This window comes from Riemerella anatipestifer (assembly GCF_009670965.2).
Classification (GTDB): Bacteria; Bacteroidota; Bacteroidia; order Flavobacteriales; family Weeksellaceae; genus Riemerella; species Riemerella anatipestifer_B.
Window position 1 is genome coordinate 373524 of the sequence record NZ_CP073239.1, and the last position, 16868, is coordinate 390391.

Annotated in this window: 16 protein-coding genes and 1 other RNA gene; 4 read left to right on the forward strand and 13 right to left on the reverse strand. The window is 34.7% G+C overall.

Translation table 11 applies throughout. The annotated features are described in order from the left end of the window. Window positions 1–46 precede the first annotated feature (46 nt). Window positions 47–1522, forward strand: a complete 1476-nt coding sequence (gene proS, locus D1J36_RS01740; protein WP_154137209.1) for a proline--tRNA ligase — start codon at window positions 47–49, stop codon at window positions 1520–1522. Window positions 1523–1549: 27 nt separating this feature from the next. Next, window positions 1550–2503: a DUF937 domain-containing protein gene (locus tag D1J36_RS01745; protein ID WP_154137210.1), complete on the forward strand. Its 954-nt coding sequence runs from the start codon at window positions 1550–1552 to the stop codon at window positions 2501–2503. Between the two features lie 63 nt (window positions 2504–2566). Here D1J36_RS01745 and D1J36_RS01750 read toward each other — a convergent pair whose 3' ends face one another. The 12 genes from D1J36_RS01750 to D1J36_RS01805 form a co-directional block, all read right to left on the reverse strand. After that, the gene (locus tag D1J36_RS01750) at window positions 2567–3250 is read right to left on the reverse strand and encodes a TlpA family protein disulfide reductase (RefSeq protein ID WP_080985989.1); all 684 of its coding nucleotides are present in this window, start codon (window positions 3248–3250) and stop codon (window positions 2567–2569) included. Between the two features lie 57 nt (window positions 3251–3307). Next, entirely contained in the window at window positions 3308–3958 is a 651-nt protein-coding gene (gene rpe / locus D1J36_RS01755; RefSeq protein WP_154137211.1) for a ribulose-phosphate 3-epimerase, read from the reverse strand. A gap of 82 nt (window positions 3959–4040) precedes the next feature. Next, the gene (locus D1J36_RS01760) at window positions 4041–4907 is read right to left on the reverse strand and encodes a sigma-70 family RNA polymerase sigma factor (RefSeq protein WP_004918429.1); all 867 of its coding nucleotides are present in this window, start codon (window positions 4905–4907) and stop codon (window positions 4041–4043) included. Window positions 4908–5006: 99 nt separating this feature from the next. Further along, window positions 5007–5573, reverse strand: coding sequence for a glutathione peroxidase (locus D1J36_RS01765; protein ID WP_154137212.1), 567 nt, complete (start codon window positions 5571–5573; stop codon window positions 5007–5009). Between the two features lie 8 nt (window positions 5574–5581). Continuing rightward, window positions 5582–6250: a histidine kinase gene (locus tag D1J36_RS01770; protein ID WP_154137213.1), complete on the reverse strand. Its 669-nt coding sequence runs from the start codon at window positions 6248–6250 to the stop codon at window positions 5582–5584. A 17-nt stretch (window positions 6251–6267) separates the two neighbouring features. Further along, a complete protein-coding gene (gene kdsB, locus D1J36_RS01775; protein WP_154137214.1) occupies window positions 6268–7002 on the reverse strand; it encodes a 3-deoxy-manno-octulosonate cytidylyltransferase in 735 nt (244 codons plus the stop codon). 10 nt (window positions 7003–7012) lie between these two features. Further along, on the reverse strand, window positions 7013–7816 hold the full coding sequence (locus tag D1J36_RS01780) for an SH3 domain-containing protein (protein ID WP_154137215.1): 804 nt from the start codon (window positions 7814–7816) through the stop codon (window positions 7013–7015). A gap of 7 nt (window positions 7817–7823) precedes the next feature. Then, window positions 7824–9077: a pyridoxal phosphate-dependent aminotransferase gene (locus D1J36_RS01785; protein WP_154137216.1), complete on the reverse strand. Its 1254-nt coding sequence runs from the start codon at window positions 9075–9077 to the stop codon at window positions 7824–7826. Window positions 9078–9126: 49 nt separating this feature from the next. Then, complete coding sequence (locus tag D1J36_RS01790; RefSeq protein WP_154137217.1) at window positions 9127–10848, reverse strand: phospho-sugar mutase; 1722 nt, start codon at window positions 10846–10848, stop codon at window positions 9127–9129. Window positions 10849–10871: 23 nt separating this feature from the next. Beyond that, on the reverse strand, window positions 10872–11576 hold the full coding sequence (locus D1J36_RS01795) for a GIN domain-containing protein (protein ID WP_013446873.1): 705 nt from the start codon (window positions 11574–11576) through the stop codon (window positions 10872–10874). 11 nt (window positions 11577–11587) lie between these two features. Then, complete coding sequence (locus D1J36_RS01800; RefSeq protein WP_154137218.1) at window positions 11588–12538, reverse strand: glycosyltransferase family 2 protein; 951 nt, start codon at window positions 12536–12538, stop codon at window positions 11588–11590. A 17-nt stretch (window positions 12539–12555) separates the two neighbouring features. Further along, a complete protein-coding gene (locus D1J36_RS01805; RefSeq protein WP_154137219.1) occupies window positions 12556–13137 on the reverse strand; it encodes a DUF4199 domain-containing protein in 582 nt (193 codons plus the stop codon). A gap of 136 nt (window positions 13138–13273) precedes the next feature. Here D1J36_RS01805 and rnpB point away from each other — a divergent pair. After that, window positions 13274–13596, forward strand: an RNA gene (rnpB, locus tag D1J36_RS01810) — RNase P RNA component class A. 66 nt (window positions 13597–13662) lie between these two features. Here rnpB and D1J36_RS01815 read toward each other — a convergent pair. Continuing rightward, window positions 13663–14034 carry a DUF1573 domain-containing protein gene (locus D1J36_RS01815; RefSeq protein ID WP_154137220.1) on the reverse strand — a complete coding sequence of 124 codons (372 nt, stop codon included), beginning with the start codon at window positions 14032–14034 and terminating at the stop codon, window positions 13663–13665. Window positions 14035–14244: 210 nt separating this feature from the next. On the opposite strand from D1J36_RS01815, the gene D1J36_RS01820 reads away from it, so the two are divergent. Then, entirely contained in the window at window positions 14245–16863 is a 2619-nt protein-coding gene (locus D1J36_RS01820) for a valine--tRNA ligase (protein ID WP_154137221.1), read from the forward strand. Window positions 16864–16868: the final 5 nt, after the last annotated feature.

Sequence of the window (16868 nt, forward strand, 5' to 3'; positions counted from 1 at the left end):
CTAGATACACCTACAAAATTATAAAATAAAAGTTAAAAGTAAATTTATGGCAAAATTAACATCAAGAAGCGAGGATTATAGCAAATGGTATAATGAGTTGGTAGTGAAGGCTGATTTAGCCGAAAACTCAGGTGTAAGAGGCTGTATGGTAATTAAACCCTATGGCTATGCTATTTGGGAAAAAATGCGTGACGAACTAGATAAAAAATTTAAAGAAACTGGTCACGAAAATGCTTACTTCCCTATTTTTGTTCCTAAAAGTCTTTTTGAAGCGGAGGAAAAAAATGCAGAAGGTTTTGCCAAAGAATGTGCTGTAGTAACCCACTACCGTCTAAAAACAGACCCTGAAAATCCACAAAAACTTATGGTAGATCCTGAGGCTAAACTAGAGGAAGAACTTATTGTAAGACCTACTTCTGAGGCTATTATTTGGAATACTTATAAAAACTGGGTACAATCTTACAGAGATTTACCTATCCTAATTAACCAATGGGCTAATGTGGTAAGATGGGAGATGAGAACAAGGCTTTTCCTAAGAACTGCCGAATTTTTATGGCAAGAAGGTCACACCGCCCACGCTACAAAAGAAGAAGCTATTGCAGAAACAGAGCAAATGCTAAATATTTATGCTGATTTTGCTGAAAATTTTATGGCTGTACCTGTAGTAAGAGGAATAAAATCGCCTAGTGAAAGATTTGCAGGAGCAGAAGAGACTTACTGCATCGAAGCTCTTATGCAAGACGGAAAAGCTTTACAAGCAGGAACTTCTCACTTTTTGGGTCAAAACTTTGCTAAAGCATTTGATGTTAAATTCACTAATAAGGAAGGCAAAATAGAGTATGCTTGGGCAACTTCTTGGGGCGTTTCAACAAGGCTTATGGGTGCTTTAATCATGTCTCACTCTGATGACAACGGTCTAGTACTTCCACCATCTTTAGCACCTATACAAGTAGTTATTGTACCTATATTTAAAGGCGAAGAACAGCTTAAACAAATAGATGAAGTAGCCTACGAACTACAATCTAAACTAAAAGCCTTAGGCATTTCTGTAAAATATGATAATAGAGACACCCAAAAGCCAGGTTGGAAGTTCGCAGAATATGAGATGAAAGGTGTCCCTGTAAGAATAGCAATAGGAGCAAGAGATTTAGAAAATAAAACAGTAGAAATAGCTAGAAGAGATACCCTTTCTAAAGAAGTTAAACCTTTAGATAATATAGAAATTTATATCCAAGAACTTTTAGAAGAAATCCAAAAGGCCATTTATAACAAGGCTCTTAAATTTAGAGACGAAAACATCACTAAAGTTGATTCTTACGAAGAATTTAAAGAAGTTTTAGAAACCAAAGGAGGCTTTATTTTAGCACACTGGGACGGAACGGAAGAAGAAGAAGAAAGAATAAAAGAAGAAACTAAAGCTACTATCCGTTGCATTCCTCTAGAGGGAGAAAAAGAAGAGGGCGTTTCTATGATTTCAGGAAAACCATCTAAACAAAGAGTGCTTTTTGCTAAAGCCTACTAATTATTAACCTATTAAAAATTTAAAATTATGTCAATCAACATTATAGAGCTCATTAAAGGGCAATTCGGACACGGTGTCACTAGCCAACTTGCCTCTCAATTAGGCGAAAAAGAAGAAGCTGTTTCTAAAGCCACCAATGCACTTATCCCAGCTGTATTAGGTGGGATTGTATCTCAGTCCGACAAATCATCTCTTTTACAAGAAATTACACAATTAGCAGATACTAACACTTTATCTAAACTAAGCCAAGAAAGTTCTTTTGCCAACGAACTACTTAGCAAATTACTAACCATGGTTTTTGGGGATAAAATAAAAAGTATCACTTCTGGGATTTCCTCTTTTGCAGGGATTAAAGAATCTTCTGCCGATGCTCTTTTAGGATTTACCTCACTAACTTCTTTAGCAACCATAGGAAGATATGCAAAAGACCAAAATTTAGACAGTAATGGACTTGAAACTCTTTTAAATAAAGAGAAAACTAATATATCTAATCTTGTTCCTGTAGGTTTCTCATTAGGTGCTATAGGACTTGGAAATCTAGAAAACAAAACAGAAGAGGCTAAAGCTACCTTAACTGAAAATATTCAAGATAAAGTTTCGGACATTAAAGATGGATTTTCTGAAAAGTTAGATGAGTCTAAAGAAAAACTTGCACAGTTTAAAGACAATGCTTCCGAAAAGTTATCTGAAACTTCGGATTCAATTAAAAAAGGTTTTTCTGATTTCAAAGAAAGTGCTTCTAACAAGTTGGATAACTTAAAAGAAAAGGTAGAAGAAAAAACAGGCGAAGACGTTAAAGAAGTTTCTGTATGGAAATGGCTTCTCCCGCTAATCCTTCTTCTGCTTATGGGCTGGTTTGTTTGGAAACAAATTAACAAAAACAACCAAGAAGAAACTCCTAGAGAAATCCCAGTTGAAAAAATAGATTCTATAAATCAAGCTAACGCTCAACAAAATATAGATTCTGTAAACTCAAAATAAATCTAAAAAAAGCCGTTTCAAAATTGATTGAAACGGCTTAAATATTTTCATTTATAGCGAATTCTAGAGTAATATATTTAGAATTGTTTCTATTTCTTTAGCTTCATATTCAGTTATTTCCCCACTTACAATTTTAATAATTCCATTTTTATCCAAAATCATGTTGGTAGGATAAGCACTAATTCCTAAATCATCAATTTGGCTTTTAGAATTTGGAATATGTTTGTAATCATAATTATATTTTTTAATAAAATTATCGACTGATTTTTGATTTTCAAACGTTATACTTATGAAATTAACCCTATCGCCAAATTTTTCTTTAATCTTTCGTAAGGCTGGAATTTCTTCAATGCAGGGAGGACATCTAGTAAACCAAAAATTAATCAATGTAGGCTTTCCAATAAGATTTTCCTTTAAAAAGAATTCTGAATTTTCATCCTTAAATTTTTCTATTGGAAATTTTTTCCCAATAAATTTCTTCGTTTCACCATAGGGATCTATTCCGTCAGGATTTGTGCTCACAATATCTATCTTAATGTAGTTAATTACGGAATCCTTTTTTGTTTCTGTTTTTAGCAAAAACTCTTCAATTTTCCCTTCTTTTAAGTAAAGTTCTTTCAGTTTAGAATATTGAGATTTATCTATAGGATGTTTTCCATTTACCCTATAATATTCATTTTGTGCAAAAGAATTGCTCCATACTAAAACTAGTAAACCTAAAACTATCAATTTTATTTCTTTACTCATTTTTAAGTGTATTTGATAAATTATTACAAATAAAAAATTGCTTAACTATACTATTCCTTAACTTTTAAGAAGTTCTATTATACTTTCTGGATTTTCCGCCGAGAAGACTGCATTTCCTGCAACAAGAACATCAGCGCCTGCCTCAAACAGCTTAGAAGCATTGTCTGTATTTACTCCGCCATCTATTTGGATTAAAGCTGTAGCATTTTGGTCTAAAATTAAATCTTTAGTTTGCTTTATTTTTTTGTAGGTGTTTTCTATAAATTTCTGTCCACCGAACCCTGGATTAACACTCATCAACAATACTAAATCTACCTCCCCTATAATATCCTCTAATACGCTTACAGGTGTAGATGGATTAAGCACTACTCCTGCTTTAGCTCCCTTACTTTGTATTAGTTTAATTGTTCGATGTAAATGAGTACACGCCTCATAATGCACCGAAACCAAATCAGCTCCGCTATCAATAAATTCTTCCACATATTTCTCTGGCTCTACAATCATAAGATGCACATCTACAAACTTTTTAGCGTGCTCCTTTATCGTTTTCATTATAGGGAAACCGAAAGATATATTAGGCACAAACCTACCATCCATCACATCTACATGAAACCAATCGGCTTGGCTACGGTTAAGCATTTCTATATCTCTTTGGAGATTACCAAAGTCAGCGGAAAGTAAAGATGGGGCAATTAGTCTTGTTTTCATTTCTAAATTTAAAATTAATTGATATTTAATTATTTATAATAAAAAAAAGGATAACGCTACAATGCATCATCCTTTTACAGTTTTATTTTCCTAAATAAGACTTCAAAATCTTACTTCTTGAATTGTGTTTTAACCTTTTGATAGCCTTTTCTTTAATCTGACGAACACGTTCTCTCGTAAGGTCAAAAGTTTCGCCTATTTCCTCTAAAGTCATAGGGTGTTTGCCGTTAAGCCCGAAGTAAAGTCTTACTAAATCTGCTTCTCTAGGCGTAAGTGTTTGTAACGCTCTTTCAATCTCTATTTGTAAAGATTCTAGCATCAACTCTTTGTCTGGGCTAGGAGATTCTCCTGAACGAAGAACATCATAAAGGTTAGAGTCTTCTCCTTCTACTAACGGTGCGTCCATAGAAAGGTGTCTTCCGCTGTTTTTCATAGACTCCTTAATATCCTCCTCACTCATATCTAGAACCTCTGCCAACTCTTCTGGGGAAGGTGGTCTTTCATTCTCTTGCTCTAAGTGAGCGTATGCTTTGTTAATCTTATTGATTGACCCAATCTTATTCAATGGTAAACGAACAATTCTAGACTGCTCTGCCAAAGCCTGTAAGATAGACTGTCTAATCCACCACACTGCATAAGATATAAACTTGAAACCTCTCGTTTCGTCATATCTTTTAGCAGCTTTCATCAATCCTAAATTACCTTCGTTGATTAAATCTGGTAATGATAAGCCTTGATTTTGATATTGTTTAGACACAGAAACTACGAAACGAAGGTTAGCTTTGATAAGCTTTTCTAGAGCTACCTTATCTCCAGCACGAATCTTTTGTGCCAGTTCCACTTCCTCATCTGCAGTAATTAGGTCTACTTTACCTATCTCCTGCAAATATTTATCTAATGATGCCGTTTCCCTATTGGTAACCTGCTTGGTAATTTTAAGTTGTCTCATAATATTTTTTGCTCAAAAAAAGAGTTACGGCATAGTGTACGACCATACCACTAAAAAGGTTACACTAAAAATGAAAAAGTTTTCAGTTTCTCTTTTTATTTATTTTAAATGTTTCGTAATCGCTTCGCTATCAGGTTTAGTAGTACTTAGATAGCTTTCTATTATTTTTCCGTTTTCGTCTAGAAGAAATTTGGTAAAATTCCAAAGTATGGTGGTATCTTTAACTCCGTTTAATTCCTTTTTAGTAAGAAACTGAAAAATAGGTGCTATATCTTCTCCTTTCACAGAAACCTTAGCTGCCATAGGAAAAGTTACACCATAGTTCATTTGACAAAAGGTTTTAATTTCGGTATTAGTTCCTGGTTCTTGCCCTCCAAAGTTATTAGCTGGGAAGCCTACTACCACTAGCCTATCTTTATATTTTTGATAGAGCTTTTCCAAGGCTTCATACTGAGGTGTAAAACCACACTCAGACGCTGTATTTACAATAAGTATTTTTTTGCCTTTGAAATCCGCAAAATTAATTTCTCCACCATCTAAACTTTCCACTTTATAATCGTAGATACTTTTAGAAAGCTTAGATGTATCCTGTTGTACCTCACTTTTTTTGCTAGAGCACTGCACTAAAGCAATTACAGATAGCATAAGTATAAAGAGCTTTTTCATTATATCTTTTATTTTATTTTAAAGGTATTGTCAGGGAATGCTTTATTAACCTCTATTTTATTAAGTAACATCACATAATCTCCTTCTTTTTTAGGAGTAGAAGCCTCTATTCTAAAAGGCATTGTAAGCCCATTTACCTTTTTAAAATCCGAGTATAAAAGCGTTTCTCCTTTCTTCACTTCTTTAAGAAGCATATAGTTTTCAGTATCAAAATAATACAGAGTTTTATTTACATTTTTAGTAAGCTCTACCTTATAGCACAATCTTTCCCCTACTTTATCCTTACCCAAAATCACAGCCGTGAATCCTTTAGCCTCAAAATCAATAAAATCTGTATCAAAACTTTCAGGTTGGTAGCTCTCAAATTCCTGTAACTTATTGTTAGCATAGTTCATTGCATAGCCTTTTTTACCATCATAAGCCTCTATAACACTCTCTTTATTATTGATAATGATAGATGTTTTGGTAAGATTAGGACGCTGCTGATAGATTTTAATAGGATACTCTTCCTGTACTCCTAAAACCACTTTACCTTGTAACATTATGGAATTTAATAACTTCCATTTAGTAAGTCCTCCTGTTAGTTCTATATTTTTGTCTATAATTTCTTTGGCTGTCTGTGTATAAAAAAACTGTGCCAAAGCTAATAATACAACTAATGCTATCTTCTTTATCATTATCTTCTTTTTTTAAATTAAAGTCTAAGCAATTGCTTTGCTTTTTCTAAATCTTCTGGAACATCTATACCAACACCAACGAAATCGGTTTCTATCATTTTTATTTTCATGCCATATTCCAAATACCTGATGCACTCTATTTTTTCTGCTATTTCGAGAGGTTTCATTGCTAAACTAGAAAACTCTAGCAACGCTTCCCTTCTAAAAGCATAAACGCCAATATGTTTAAAATATTGCAAATCATCTGTTTTCTCTCTAGGAAAAGGAATAACGGAACGACTGAAATAAAGAGCAAAGCCATTATTATCCGTAATTACTTTTACATTATTAGGATTTTCTATATCGTCCCACTGTTCTAGTTTTATTTTAAGCGAAGCTAAAGAAATACTCTTATCCTTATCTTCATCAAAAACTGAAATCAATTGTTTTAGAGGTTCTTTTTTAAGAAACGGCTCATCACCTTGCACATTTACAACAATATCACACTCAATATCTTTTACGGCTTCGGCTATTCTATCACTTCCCGTTTCGTGTGTACCTGTCATTACTGCCTTTCCACCGTTTTCCTTAATTTCATTAAAAATAATCTCGGAATCTGTTGCTACAAAAACTTCATCAAAAAGCCCTGTTTCCACCACATTTTGATAAGTTGTAGAAATAACAGTTTTATCTCCCAACAATTCCATTAGCTTGCCAGGAAATCTACTTGCTTGATAACGAGCAGGAATTACAGCAATTATTCTTTGTTTCATTCTTTTTTATTTATAATTGAGAAACATTTCCGTCTTTGAAAAGATAGACTTTTTTGGATTTTCTAATGTGCTCTTTATCCTTCTCATCTTTTTCCATCTCTTCAGTTTTCATGATAATCTTACCTTTAACTCCTCCCTTATCTTTTGGAAAAACATACTCTTCTGAATGATAAAAAATATCAGCATCAGCAACGGACATCAGCACTGGTAACGCTACCATTTTATCCCCATTTAATAGTATATACTGCTCATAGTTAGGAATACCACACGCCTCGCCAGAAACACTCGCCAACAGAATATCTGAAACCCCATCTAATCCTTTGTTTCCTTGCCATTTAAAGGCTACCGAAGTTAAACTTTCTGTCCCTACATTAAATGAAACTTTTTGTATGCTTTGCTTATCCTTTAGCATCACAACATCTAGTTTAACCTCATCTTTCTCCTTAGCAGAAGCTCCAAAAAGAAAATCATAACCATCTCTAGACCTGTATCCTAAACTTAAATTAGCTCCCCAGATATACCCAGATTTGGTTTCACCTTCTTTGATATAATTTATTCTATACCAACTTGCAGAACGTTTACCCAAAGACAATACTTGCTCTGTCTTTTGGAGAATTTTCACTACCTGCCCTATATCTAGACTATCTACCTTAAGCGATTGTAAGTTAGGTTCAGCCCTTACATTCGTCTTATCTATCAAAACTTTTTGGCTGCTATTTTCTTCAAACATAAATACCCATTGCCCTTCTTGAGCAAGAAGAAAAGAACTTATACTGAAGAAAACCAGTAAGAATAAACTAGAAAAGCTTTTCATTTTTATATTATTTGAGCTTTGACAAAGCTCCTTCTAATACAGGTAACATATTTTTAATATCTTCTAAAGAACAGCCACCTACTGAAGCTCTAAACCAAGGTGTTTCTCTAGAATTACCAAATGCCGAAAATGGCACTAACGCCATACCCGCCTCTCGGATAAGATAAAACACAACATCAGTGGTATCCTTCAACACCTCTCCATCTGGAGTAGTCTTACCTACATAATCCATCTTAATGGTAAGATACAATGCACCCATAGGCTCTACACTATCTACCGCAAAACCTTTGTTTTTAAGCTCTTGAATACCTTGATGTAATGTATTTAAGCTCAGCTGTATTCTTCCTTTAAAATCATTTACATAAGCATCTACCTCATCTGTTTTAGATAAGAATTTAGCTGTAGCTTCTTGCTCTGGCTTCGGTGCCCACGCTCCAATATGCGTTAAAAAAGCTTTCATCTTATTGATGATTACCGAAGGACCAAAGCCCCAACCCACTCTTACTCCTGTAGCTGCAAAACATTTAGACGAACCATCTATAAATATGGTATAATCTTTCATTTCTGGTACTAAACTCACAGGGTTGAAATGCTCATGACCAAAAAATAACATAGCGTAAATTTGGTCATACATCAAATAGAGCGGTTTTTCATTTTCGCCTCTTCTTTTATTTTCAGCAACTACCATCTCGCAGATTTCTCTCAGTTGTTGTTCGGTAAACATAGTTCCCGTGGGGTTTGAAGGAGAACAAAGAGCCAATAATACTGCTCCTTCCAAATGAGGTTTTAATTCTTCTGCAGTAGGTAAAAAGTTATTTTCTTTTTTAGTTTCTATTTCTACTTTTTCTGCGGAAGTAAGATAGGCATAGTGATTATTATTCCAAGAAGGAAGAGGATAAACTACTTTATCACCTGCATCTACAACACTCATATATGCCGCATAAATAAGCGGACGAGAGCCTCCTGCTACTAATATTTCCTCTGGTGAATAATCTAACTGATAACGCTTCTTTAAATCCGAAGATACACTTTCCCTAAGGCTTAACAAACCATTAGCTGGAGGATAATTGGTTAAATTATTTTCGTAAGCCTTTTGTATTTCTTCTTTTAGAATAGAAGGTATAGGATAAATATTAGCATTTAAATCCCCTATGGTAAGATTAGCTATCTGAGCACCTTTAGCCTTAAGCTCATTAACTTCGTTTCCTATTTTTACTATTTCTGAGCCTACTAGATTAGCTGCTAAACGAGATACTTTCATAAGAATTCTTGTATATATAGTGTTATTATTTATACCTTAATTTGATAGTTTATGCTAGACCTAAATCTTTTTTGATAACTTCTATTTTCGCATTGAGAGTTTCTATCTTGGATTTAAAATCTTTTTCTGACTCTATTTTGTCTAATGCACTAAAATAGAATTTAATTTTAGGCTCTGTTCCCGAAGGTCTTATCGCTACCTTTGTACCATCTTCTGTGTAGTAAATAAGCACATTAGACTTAGGAATATCCGTCATTGGTTGTTTTTCGTTTTTGTTCAAATCCCAAGCGGTTTGCTCCTGATAATCTTTAACCAAAACCACTTTAGAACCTGCCAACGAGGTTACAGGGTTATTTCTAAAATCCGTCATCATTTTTTTGATTTGCTCTGCACCTTCTTTACCCTTTTTCACCACATTTACAAGCGCCTCTTGATAAAGACCTAATCTTTGGTAGATTTCTATCATATACTGATACATCGTTTTACCTTGAGCCTTGCACCAAGCTGCTATTTCACAAGCCAATAGTATAGAACCACAAGAGTCTTTATCTCTCACAAAATCTCCTGTCATAAAGCCAAAACTTTCCTCTCCTCCACAAATAAATTTCTGCTTACCTTCTACCTCTCTTATCATTTTACCTATCCATTTAAAGCCTGTAAGCCCTACCTTACATTCAACTCCATAGGATTTTGCCAAATCAAAAAATACATCAGAAGTTACAATAGTAGAACCTATAAATTCTGTCCCCGTAATACGACCTTGCTTTTGCCATTGAGACAAAATATAATCCGTAAGAATCATATTGGTCTGATTTCCATTGAGGAGTTGCATTTCTCCATCTAGATTTCTTACCGCTATCCCTAATCGGTCTCCGTCTGGATCTGTACCTATTACAATATCTGCATTAGTAACCTTTGCTAAATCCATTGCCATAGTTAATGCTGCTGGCTCTTCAGGATTTGGACTTTCTACCGTAGGGAAGTTCCCGCTAGGAATCATTTGTTCTTTTACTAAATCTACCTTAGTAAAACCAGCCTTTGCTAAAGCCTGTGGAATGGCAGTGTAAGTAGTCCCATGAATAGAGGTAAATACAATATTAAGATTATCATACCCCAACTTATCTTCTTGATAAAGAGAGTTCTCTATACATGTTCTTATATAAACTTCATCTTGCTCCTCTCCTACCCATTCTATAAGGCTATCATTACCATTAAAGTTGATGTCTTCATATTTAGTATTAAGTACTTCATTGATGATTTCTGCATCATTAGGTGGTACTATCTGAGCTCCATCGTTCCAATATACTTTATACCCATTGTACTCTGGTGGATTGTGTGAAGCGGTAAGCACAATACCTGCATTACATTTTTTATCTCTCACCGTAAACGAAAGCTCTGGTGTAGGGCGGTGTTCTTTAAACAACAATACTTTAATCCCATTAGCAGTAAGTACATCTGCTACTATTTTACCAAATTCTTTAGAGTTATTTCTTACATCATACGCTATGGCTACCTTTATCTCTTGGTTAGGGAACTGCTGATGCAAATAGTTAGCAAGACCTTGCGTTGCTTGTCCTAAAGTATATTTATTAAGTCTGTTGGTTCCAACGCCCATAATCCCACGCATTCCACCTGTACCAAACTCCAAGTTTTTATAAAATGCATCTTCTAACTCTGGTGAGTTAGTATCTATCAATTGTTTTACAGTCTGTCTAGTTTCTTCATCAAATGCCTCTGTAAGCCAAAGTTTAGCTTTATCCACTGTATTCATATCTTTATATTTTTATGTTAAAATTAAGGTTTTTCTTTATTTTCTACTTTTGTGTCTTTATCTATTTTGAGCTTTCTTATTGGATTTCCGTAATAGACCAACTTAGCTGTATTTTCTACCTTTCCAGAAATTTCTTCTTTAGTATTGATTTCTGCATAGTTCCCATTTTTAGACTGAATATCAAAATAATCTACCGTCCAATAAGGAGCTATAATACTCGCTGTATCCGAGATTTTAAGCACAGCCTCTTTAGTAACGCCTGAAAAATTAGCTCTTGATTTCTCCGTCATTTGCACTTCTGCTTTAGAAGCCTTTATTGCACCTATAAATTTCCCCTGATTCTTTAGATTGATTTTCAAAGTAGGCGTTTTAATATCTCCAGAAACATTCATTTCCACAGAGTCAGAAATACTTATCTGTTTCAATGGTGTTTTGGAGTAAACCGTTACTGTGTAAAAATCTACATTTCCAGTAGGTCTTTTCTCAATGATTTTGAGTGTACTGTCTTCAACTTTAATTTTTAAATTGCTAATAAGATTAGGATAAGTTTCTACATTAACAAAGTTCTCCTCTCCTTGAGTGAAAAACAACCTGTATTTACCTTCTAGCTCAAGTTTATTAAATACTTCCAAAGGAGTGTCTTCAGATTTTATCTCACCTTCTGGAGTTACCTTTCCACAAGAACTCCATAAGAATACTGATACCAAAAGATAAATATAATGTTTCATCTTACTCACAATTAAATAATTTCTTCTATGTGATAATTTTTATGTTCTCTATTAGTCCTGATAATCAGTTCTCCTAAAAAACCTGCTATAAAGAGTAAAGTCCCCATTATCATCATCGTTAAAGCTATATAAAACCAAGGATTATCAGCTATTAAATGCCCATAAACACCTTTGGAGATATCTATTAGTTTAGACACACCTAGCCAAAGGGACGATAAAAAACCAATAACAAACATCAGTGTGCCTACCGCTCCAAAGAAATGCATTGGTCTGCCTCCAAATCTACTTACAAACCAAAGTGTTACCAAATCTAAGAAGCCTCTTATAAATCGTTCTGTACCAAATTTTGAACTTCCGTAAGGTCTTGCCTGATGTTGTACTTCTTTCTCTGTAATTTTCCTAAAACCTGCATTGGCTGCCAATACAGGGATATATCTGTGCATATCTCCATATACATCTATGGATTTCACCACTTGCTTTCGGTACGCTTTAAGTCCACAGTTAAAATCGTGTAGAAACACTCCTGAAACCTTTCTCGCTGCTGCATTGAATAGTTTAGATGGAATATTTTTAGTCATTACATTATCGTAGCGTTTCTTTTTCCAGCCGCTCACAATATCATAACCTTCATTAACCACTTTATGATATAAAGCTGGTATCTCTTCTGGAAAATCTTGTAAATCCGCATCCATAGTAATTACCACTTCTCCCTTCACCCTCGCGAAAGCCGCATGAAGTGCTTGGGATTTCCCATAGTTTCTAGAAAATTTAATCCCTTGTATATTAGGATTTCTATTTTTAAGAAACATTATTGTCCCCCAAGAGCTATCAGTACTCCCATCGTCCACAAACCAAATTTCGTAAGATAAACCAGCCTCACTGCAGACATTTTCTATCCTATTATAAAGTTCTTCTAAAGATTGTTCCTCATTAAGAAGAGGTATGACAATAGATAAATCCATTTTTTCTAAAAAATAAGTTAATAAACCGTTTTGCTTCTAAAGAAACTTCCAAAGAAAACAGACAATATCAAAAAGAAAGCACAATATCCTGCAAATACCAAAGAAAAATGATATAAAGAAAACATATCTTCCTTTTTCTTCACTTTCTCTTCAATTCGTTTTTTGCCTTCTTCATATTTTTGTTCTAGCTCTTTTGCTTCTTCTGTATTGGGTTTGGTAATTTGTTTCGCTTTAGTATATTCTTCTTCCAAAGAAGCCCTAAAACTTTCTATATATTGATGATTTAAAAGCGATTTAACATCTTTATCAACATAACTGATAAACACAAAGATACTGGAAATAGATAAAAATCCCGCCAAAAACATCGGTGCAAATGCTTTTCCAAAAGCCTCCTTAAAGGTAAGCCTAACTTTTTCTTTTTTGTAAGAATAAACAGAAATAAACGCCCCAATACCAAAAATAAGAGGCAGAATGAAAGAATTAGCTATCATCGTAGTGCGAAAATAATTAACATCCATAAAGAAAAAATACACCACAAAAAACACCAACAGGATTGCCCCACTCATCGCTAATCCGTTATTGATTGTACTTTTACCCATCTATCACTTAGTTTAAATTACAATTTTGAACTGGTAAAATTACGGATTATTTTTGAGAAATTTTCGCTTATTCTCTTGCATTTCTAATTTAACTAGATAAGTCTTCTTCTAAATATTTCTCTATCTTTGCAGACAATAACAAAGGCGGCTTGTTGCTTTGTTTTTTTCTTACGATTAAACAAAGAGGAAAGTCCGGACACCATAGGGCAGCATAGCGGCTAACCGCCGTCCACAGCGATGTGAGGACTAGTGCAACAGAAAGCAAGTACAGTACGGCTGTAGTGAAATCAGGTAAACTCTATGCGGTGCAATGCTAAGTATATCGGCAACTAAGGGTAGCTCGTCCAATGCCGAGGGGTAAGCAGCTAAAGCTTAATAGCAATATTAAGCATAGATAAATAACAGGCGTTCTTAAATTTGTTTAGAATACAGAATCCGGCTTATAGCCTTTGTTATTTTTTCAAAACAAAAATCCGCCTTCGTAAAAAAGCGGATTTTTTTAATTTATTTTGATACTAAATATTTCTATTTACTTGTTTCCACAACTTCTCCCTGAATCCAAATAACACTTCTGTTAGCTTTAGGGTCGTTAGAGAAAACTTCTATAAGTTTCTTGAATGGGTTTACCAAATTGGTATTATAACCTACTTTAATTTTAGAAGTTTTACCTGGTAAAATAGGCGTTTTGTCCCATTCTGGAGTTGTACATCCACAAGATGCCTTTACATTACTAATTACCAAAGGCTTGTCACCTGTATTAGTTACTGTAAAATAACGGTGTCCTTCTGACCCTTTTTCTACTTTACCATAATCTACTGTTGTTTTATCGAAGCTAATAGTTTGGGCAGAAGCCACAAAACCTACCACTAAAACTAGCCCTGTTAAAATCTTTTTCATAATTCTTATACTTTTAAAGTTATGCAAAGTTAAAATTATTTTTCAACTTTGGTTATTTTCCATTCTTAATTGCAAATTACACGCCAAACTGAAATTTATTTTCCGACAATTTTCTCCATACAAATTTGTATCAAAAAGTTAGCTTCCTTATTATCTTTATCTTATTTTTGCAGAATAAAGTAAAAATAACGATTATAAATAGACTAAAATATGCAGATTTCAGAGAAATATACCCCTTCTTCTACCGAACAAAAATGGTACAACTACTGGTTAGAAAACAAATATTTTCATTCTGAACCTAATCATAAACCACCCTATACCATTGTCATTCCACCGCCTAATGTAACGGGGATTTTGCATATGGGACATATGCTAAATAATACCATTCAAGATGTGTTGATTAGACGAGCAAGAATGAGAGGCTACAATGCTTGTTGGGTACCAGGAACCGACCACGCCTCTATTGCTACAGAAGCGAAGGTCGTGGCTAAACTTAAAGCAGAAGGCATTAACAAATCGGATATTTCTCGTGAAGAATTCCTAAAGCACGCTTGGGAATGGACGCATAAATATGGTGGAACAATTTTAGAACAACTAAAAAAATTAGGCTGTTCTTGCGACTGGGATAGAACTCGCTTTACGATGGAGGATAAACTCTCCGAGCAAGTGATAAAATCTTTTGTAGATTTATATAACAAAGGGCTTATCTACAGAGGTTACCGTATGGTTAACTGGGACCCAGAAGCCAAAACCAACATTTCCGATGAGGAAGTTATCTTTAAAGAGCAAAACGGAAAACTGTATCACTTAAAATATCAGATTGAGGGAACACAAGATTTTCTTACCGTGGCTACCACGCGTCCTGAAACTATTTTCGGTGATGTGGCCGTATGCGTAAACCCTAACGACGAACGCTACCAAAAACTTATCGGCAAGACCGTTATCGTGCCTATCGTTAATCGTGCAGTGCCAATTATTGCCGATGAATATGTAGATATTGAATTCGGAACAGGAACTTTAAAAATAACGCCTGCCCACGATGTTAATGATTACGAAATTGGTCAAAAACATCAACTTCAAATCATTGATGCTATTGATGATGATGGTAAACTAAATCATCACGGAATGCACTACGAAGGAAAAGACCGTTTCGTAGTTCGTAAAGAAATTGCAAAAGAGTTGGACGAGAAAGGGCTTCTCGCCAAGGCGGAAGACTATGTAAACAAGGTAGGAACTTCCGAAAGAACAGGAGCGGTGATAGAGCCTAAAATCTCTCAACAATGGTTCTTAAAAATGTCCGAAATTGCAAAACCAGCTTTAGAGGTGGTAATGAACGACGAGATTAAATTCTATCCTGATAAATTTAAAAACACCTACAAATATTGGATGGAAAACATCCGAGACTGGAATATCTCTCGTCAGCTTTGGTGGGGGCAACAAATCCCTGCCTATTACTACGGAGAAGGCGAAAACGATTTTGTAGTGGCGGAAAACGCTGAAAAAGCATTGGAATTAGCAAAAGAAAAGTCTCAAAATCCAAATCTAAGCCTTACCGACTTAAAACAAGACGAAGACGCTTTAGACACTTGGTTCTCTTCTTGGTTATGGCCAATGTCTGTATTTGACGGATTATTAGACCCTAACAGTGAAGAAATCAACTATTATTATCCTACTACCGACCTCGTTACAGGTCCAGACATCATTTTCTTTTGGGTAGCCAGAATGATTATGGCAGGATTGGAATGGAGAGGTAAAGTTCCTTTCAAAAATGTGTATTTCACAGGGATTGTAAGAGATAAACAAAGACGCAAAATGTCTAAATCTTTAGGCAATTCACCTGACCCAATAGAGCTCATTGATAAATACGGTGCAGATAGCGTAAGAGTGGGAATTCTGTTAAGTTCTGCGGCTGGAAATGACCTTTTGTTTGATGAAGACTTAATGCTACAAGGGCGAAATTTCGCTACTAAAATATGGAACGCTTTCCGTCTAGTACAAGGATGGAAACAAGAAAATAAACCTGCTGGTGCGGTTGAAAACCAAACGATAGAATGGTTTGGGCATCTATTGGATAAAACCGTAAAAGAGATTAACGAGCAGTTTGAAAAATTCAGAATATCAGACGCCTTACATCTTATTTATAAATTAATTTGGGACGATTTCTGTTCTTGGTATTTGGAAGCCATTAAACCAAATTACGGCGAGGGTATTTCTAAGGAAATTTACGACAAAACCATTGCTTATTTTGAGGAGTTGATGAAATTGCTCCACCCTTTTATGCCTTTCTTAACCGAGGAGCTTTGGCAAAATATTATCTCAAGAAATACAGACGAAGCCCTCATTATCGCTCAACAAAGAGAGGCATCAGAATTTGATGTAAATATTATCAACCAATTTGATATTGCTAAAGAGTGGATTTCTGGTGTGAGAAATTACAGACAAAGCAAAGGTATTTCTCCTAAAGAAACCGTAGAACTCTACACCAATGCCTCTGAAAATAGCAACGAAGCACTCATAAAGAAACTGGCTAATGTTTCAAATATTTATTTCAATGAAAAAACAGACAAACCAAGTTTCTCTTTCTTAGTGGGTTCTACAGAACTTTCTATACCACTTAGCGAAACGCTTGATTTGGAAGAAGAGAAAAAGAAAACAGAGGAGGAACTCTCTTACCTTAAAGGCTTTTTAGCTTCGGTTGAGAAAAAGCTAAGCAACGAAAAATTCGTTAGTGGAGCTCCTGAAAAAGTGGTAGAAATGGAACGAAAAAAACAAAAAGATGCTCAAGACAAAATAGCTCTTTTAGAAGAAAAATTAAAAACACTGGGATAAAAAAT

Excerpts from the sequence above, each read along its gene's own strand:
- proS (WP_154137209.1), top strand. The coding sequence starts at position 47 with ATGGCAAAATTAACATCAAGAAGCGAGGATTATAGCAAATGGTATAAT.
- D1J36_RS01745 (WP_154137210.1), top strand. The coding sequence starts at position 1,550 with ATGTCAATCAACATTATAGAGCTCATTAAAGGGCAATTCGGACACGGT.
- D1J36_RS01750 (WP_080985989.1), bottom strand. The coding sequence starts at position 3,250 with ATGAGTAAAGAAATAAAATTGATAGTTTTAGGTTTACTAGTTTTAGTA.
- rpe (WP_154137211.1), bottom strand. The coding sequence starts at position 3,958 with ATGAAAACAAGACTAATTGCCCCATCTTTACTTTCCGCTGACTTTGGT.
- D1J36_RS01760 (WP_004918429.1), bottom strand. The coding sequence starts at position 4,907 with ATGAGACAACTTAAAATTACCAAGCAGGTTACCAATAGGGAAACGGCA.
- D1J36_RS01765 (WP_154137212.1), bottom strand. The coding sequence starts at position 5,573 with ATGAAAAAGCTCTTTATACTTATGCTATCTGTAATTGCTTTAGTGCAG.
- D1J36_RS01770 (WP_154137213.1), bottom strand. The coding sequence starts at position 6,250 with ATGATAAAGAAGATAGCATTAGTTGTATTATTAGCTTTGGCACAGTTT.
- kdsB (WP_154137214.1), bottom strand. The coding sequence starts at position 7,002 with ATGAAACAAAGAATAATTGCTGTAATTCCTGCTCGTTATCAAGCAAGT.
- D1J36_RS01780 (WP_154137215.1), bottom strand. The coding sequence starts at position 7,816 with ATGAAAAGCTTTTCTAGTTTATTCTTACTGGTTTTCTTCAGTATAAGT.
- D1J36_RS01785 (WP_154137216.1), bottom strand. The coding sequence starts at position 9,077 with ATGAAAGTATCTCGTTTAGCAGCTAATCTAGTAGGCTCAGAAATAGTA.
- D1J36_RS01790 (WP_154137217.1), bottom strand. The coding sequence starts at position 10,848 with ATGAATACAGTGGATAAAGCTAAACTTTGGCTTACAGAGGCATTTGAT.
- D1J36_RS01795 (WP_013446873.1), bottom strand. The coding sequence starts at position 11,576 with ATGAAACATTATATTTATCTTTTGGTATCAGTATTCTTATGGAGTTCT.
- D1J36_RS01800 (WP_154137218.1), bottom strand. The coding sequence starts at position 12,538 with ATGGATTTATCTATTGTCATACCTCTTCTTAATGAGGAACAATCTTTA.
- D1J36_RS01805 (WP_154137219.1), bottom strand. The coding sequence starts at position 13,137 with ATGGGTAAAAGTACAATCAATAACGGATTAGCGATGAGTGGGGCAATC.
- D1J36_RS01815 (WP_154137220.1), bottom strand. The coding sequence starts at position 14,034 with ATGAAAAAGATTTTAACAGGGCTAGTTTTAGTGGTAGGTTTTGTGGCT.
- D1J36_RS01820 (WP_154137221.1), top strand. The coding sequence starts at position 14,245 with ATGCAGATTTCAGAGAAATATACCCCTTCTTCTACCGAACAAAAATGG.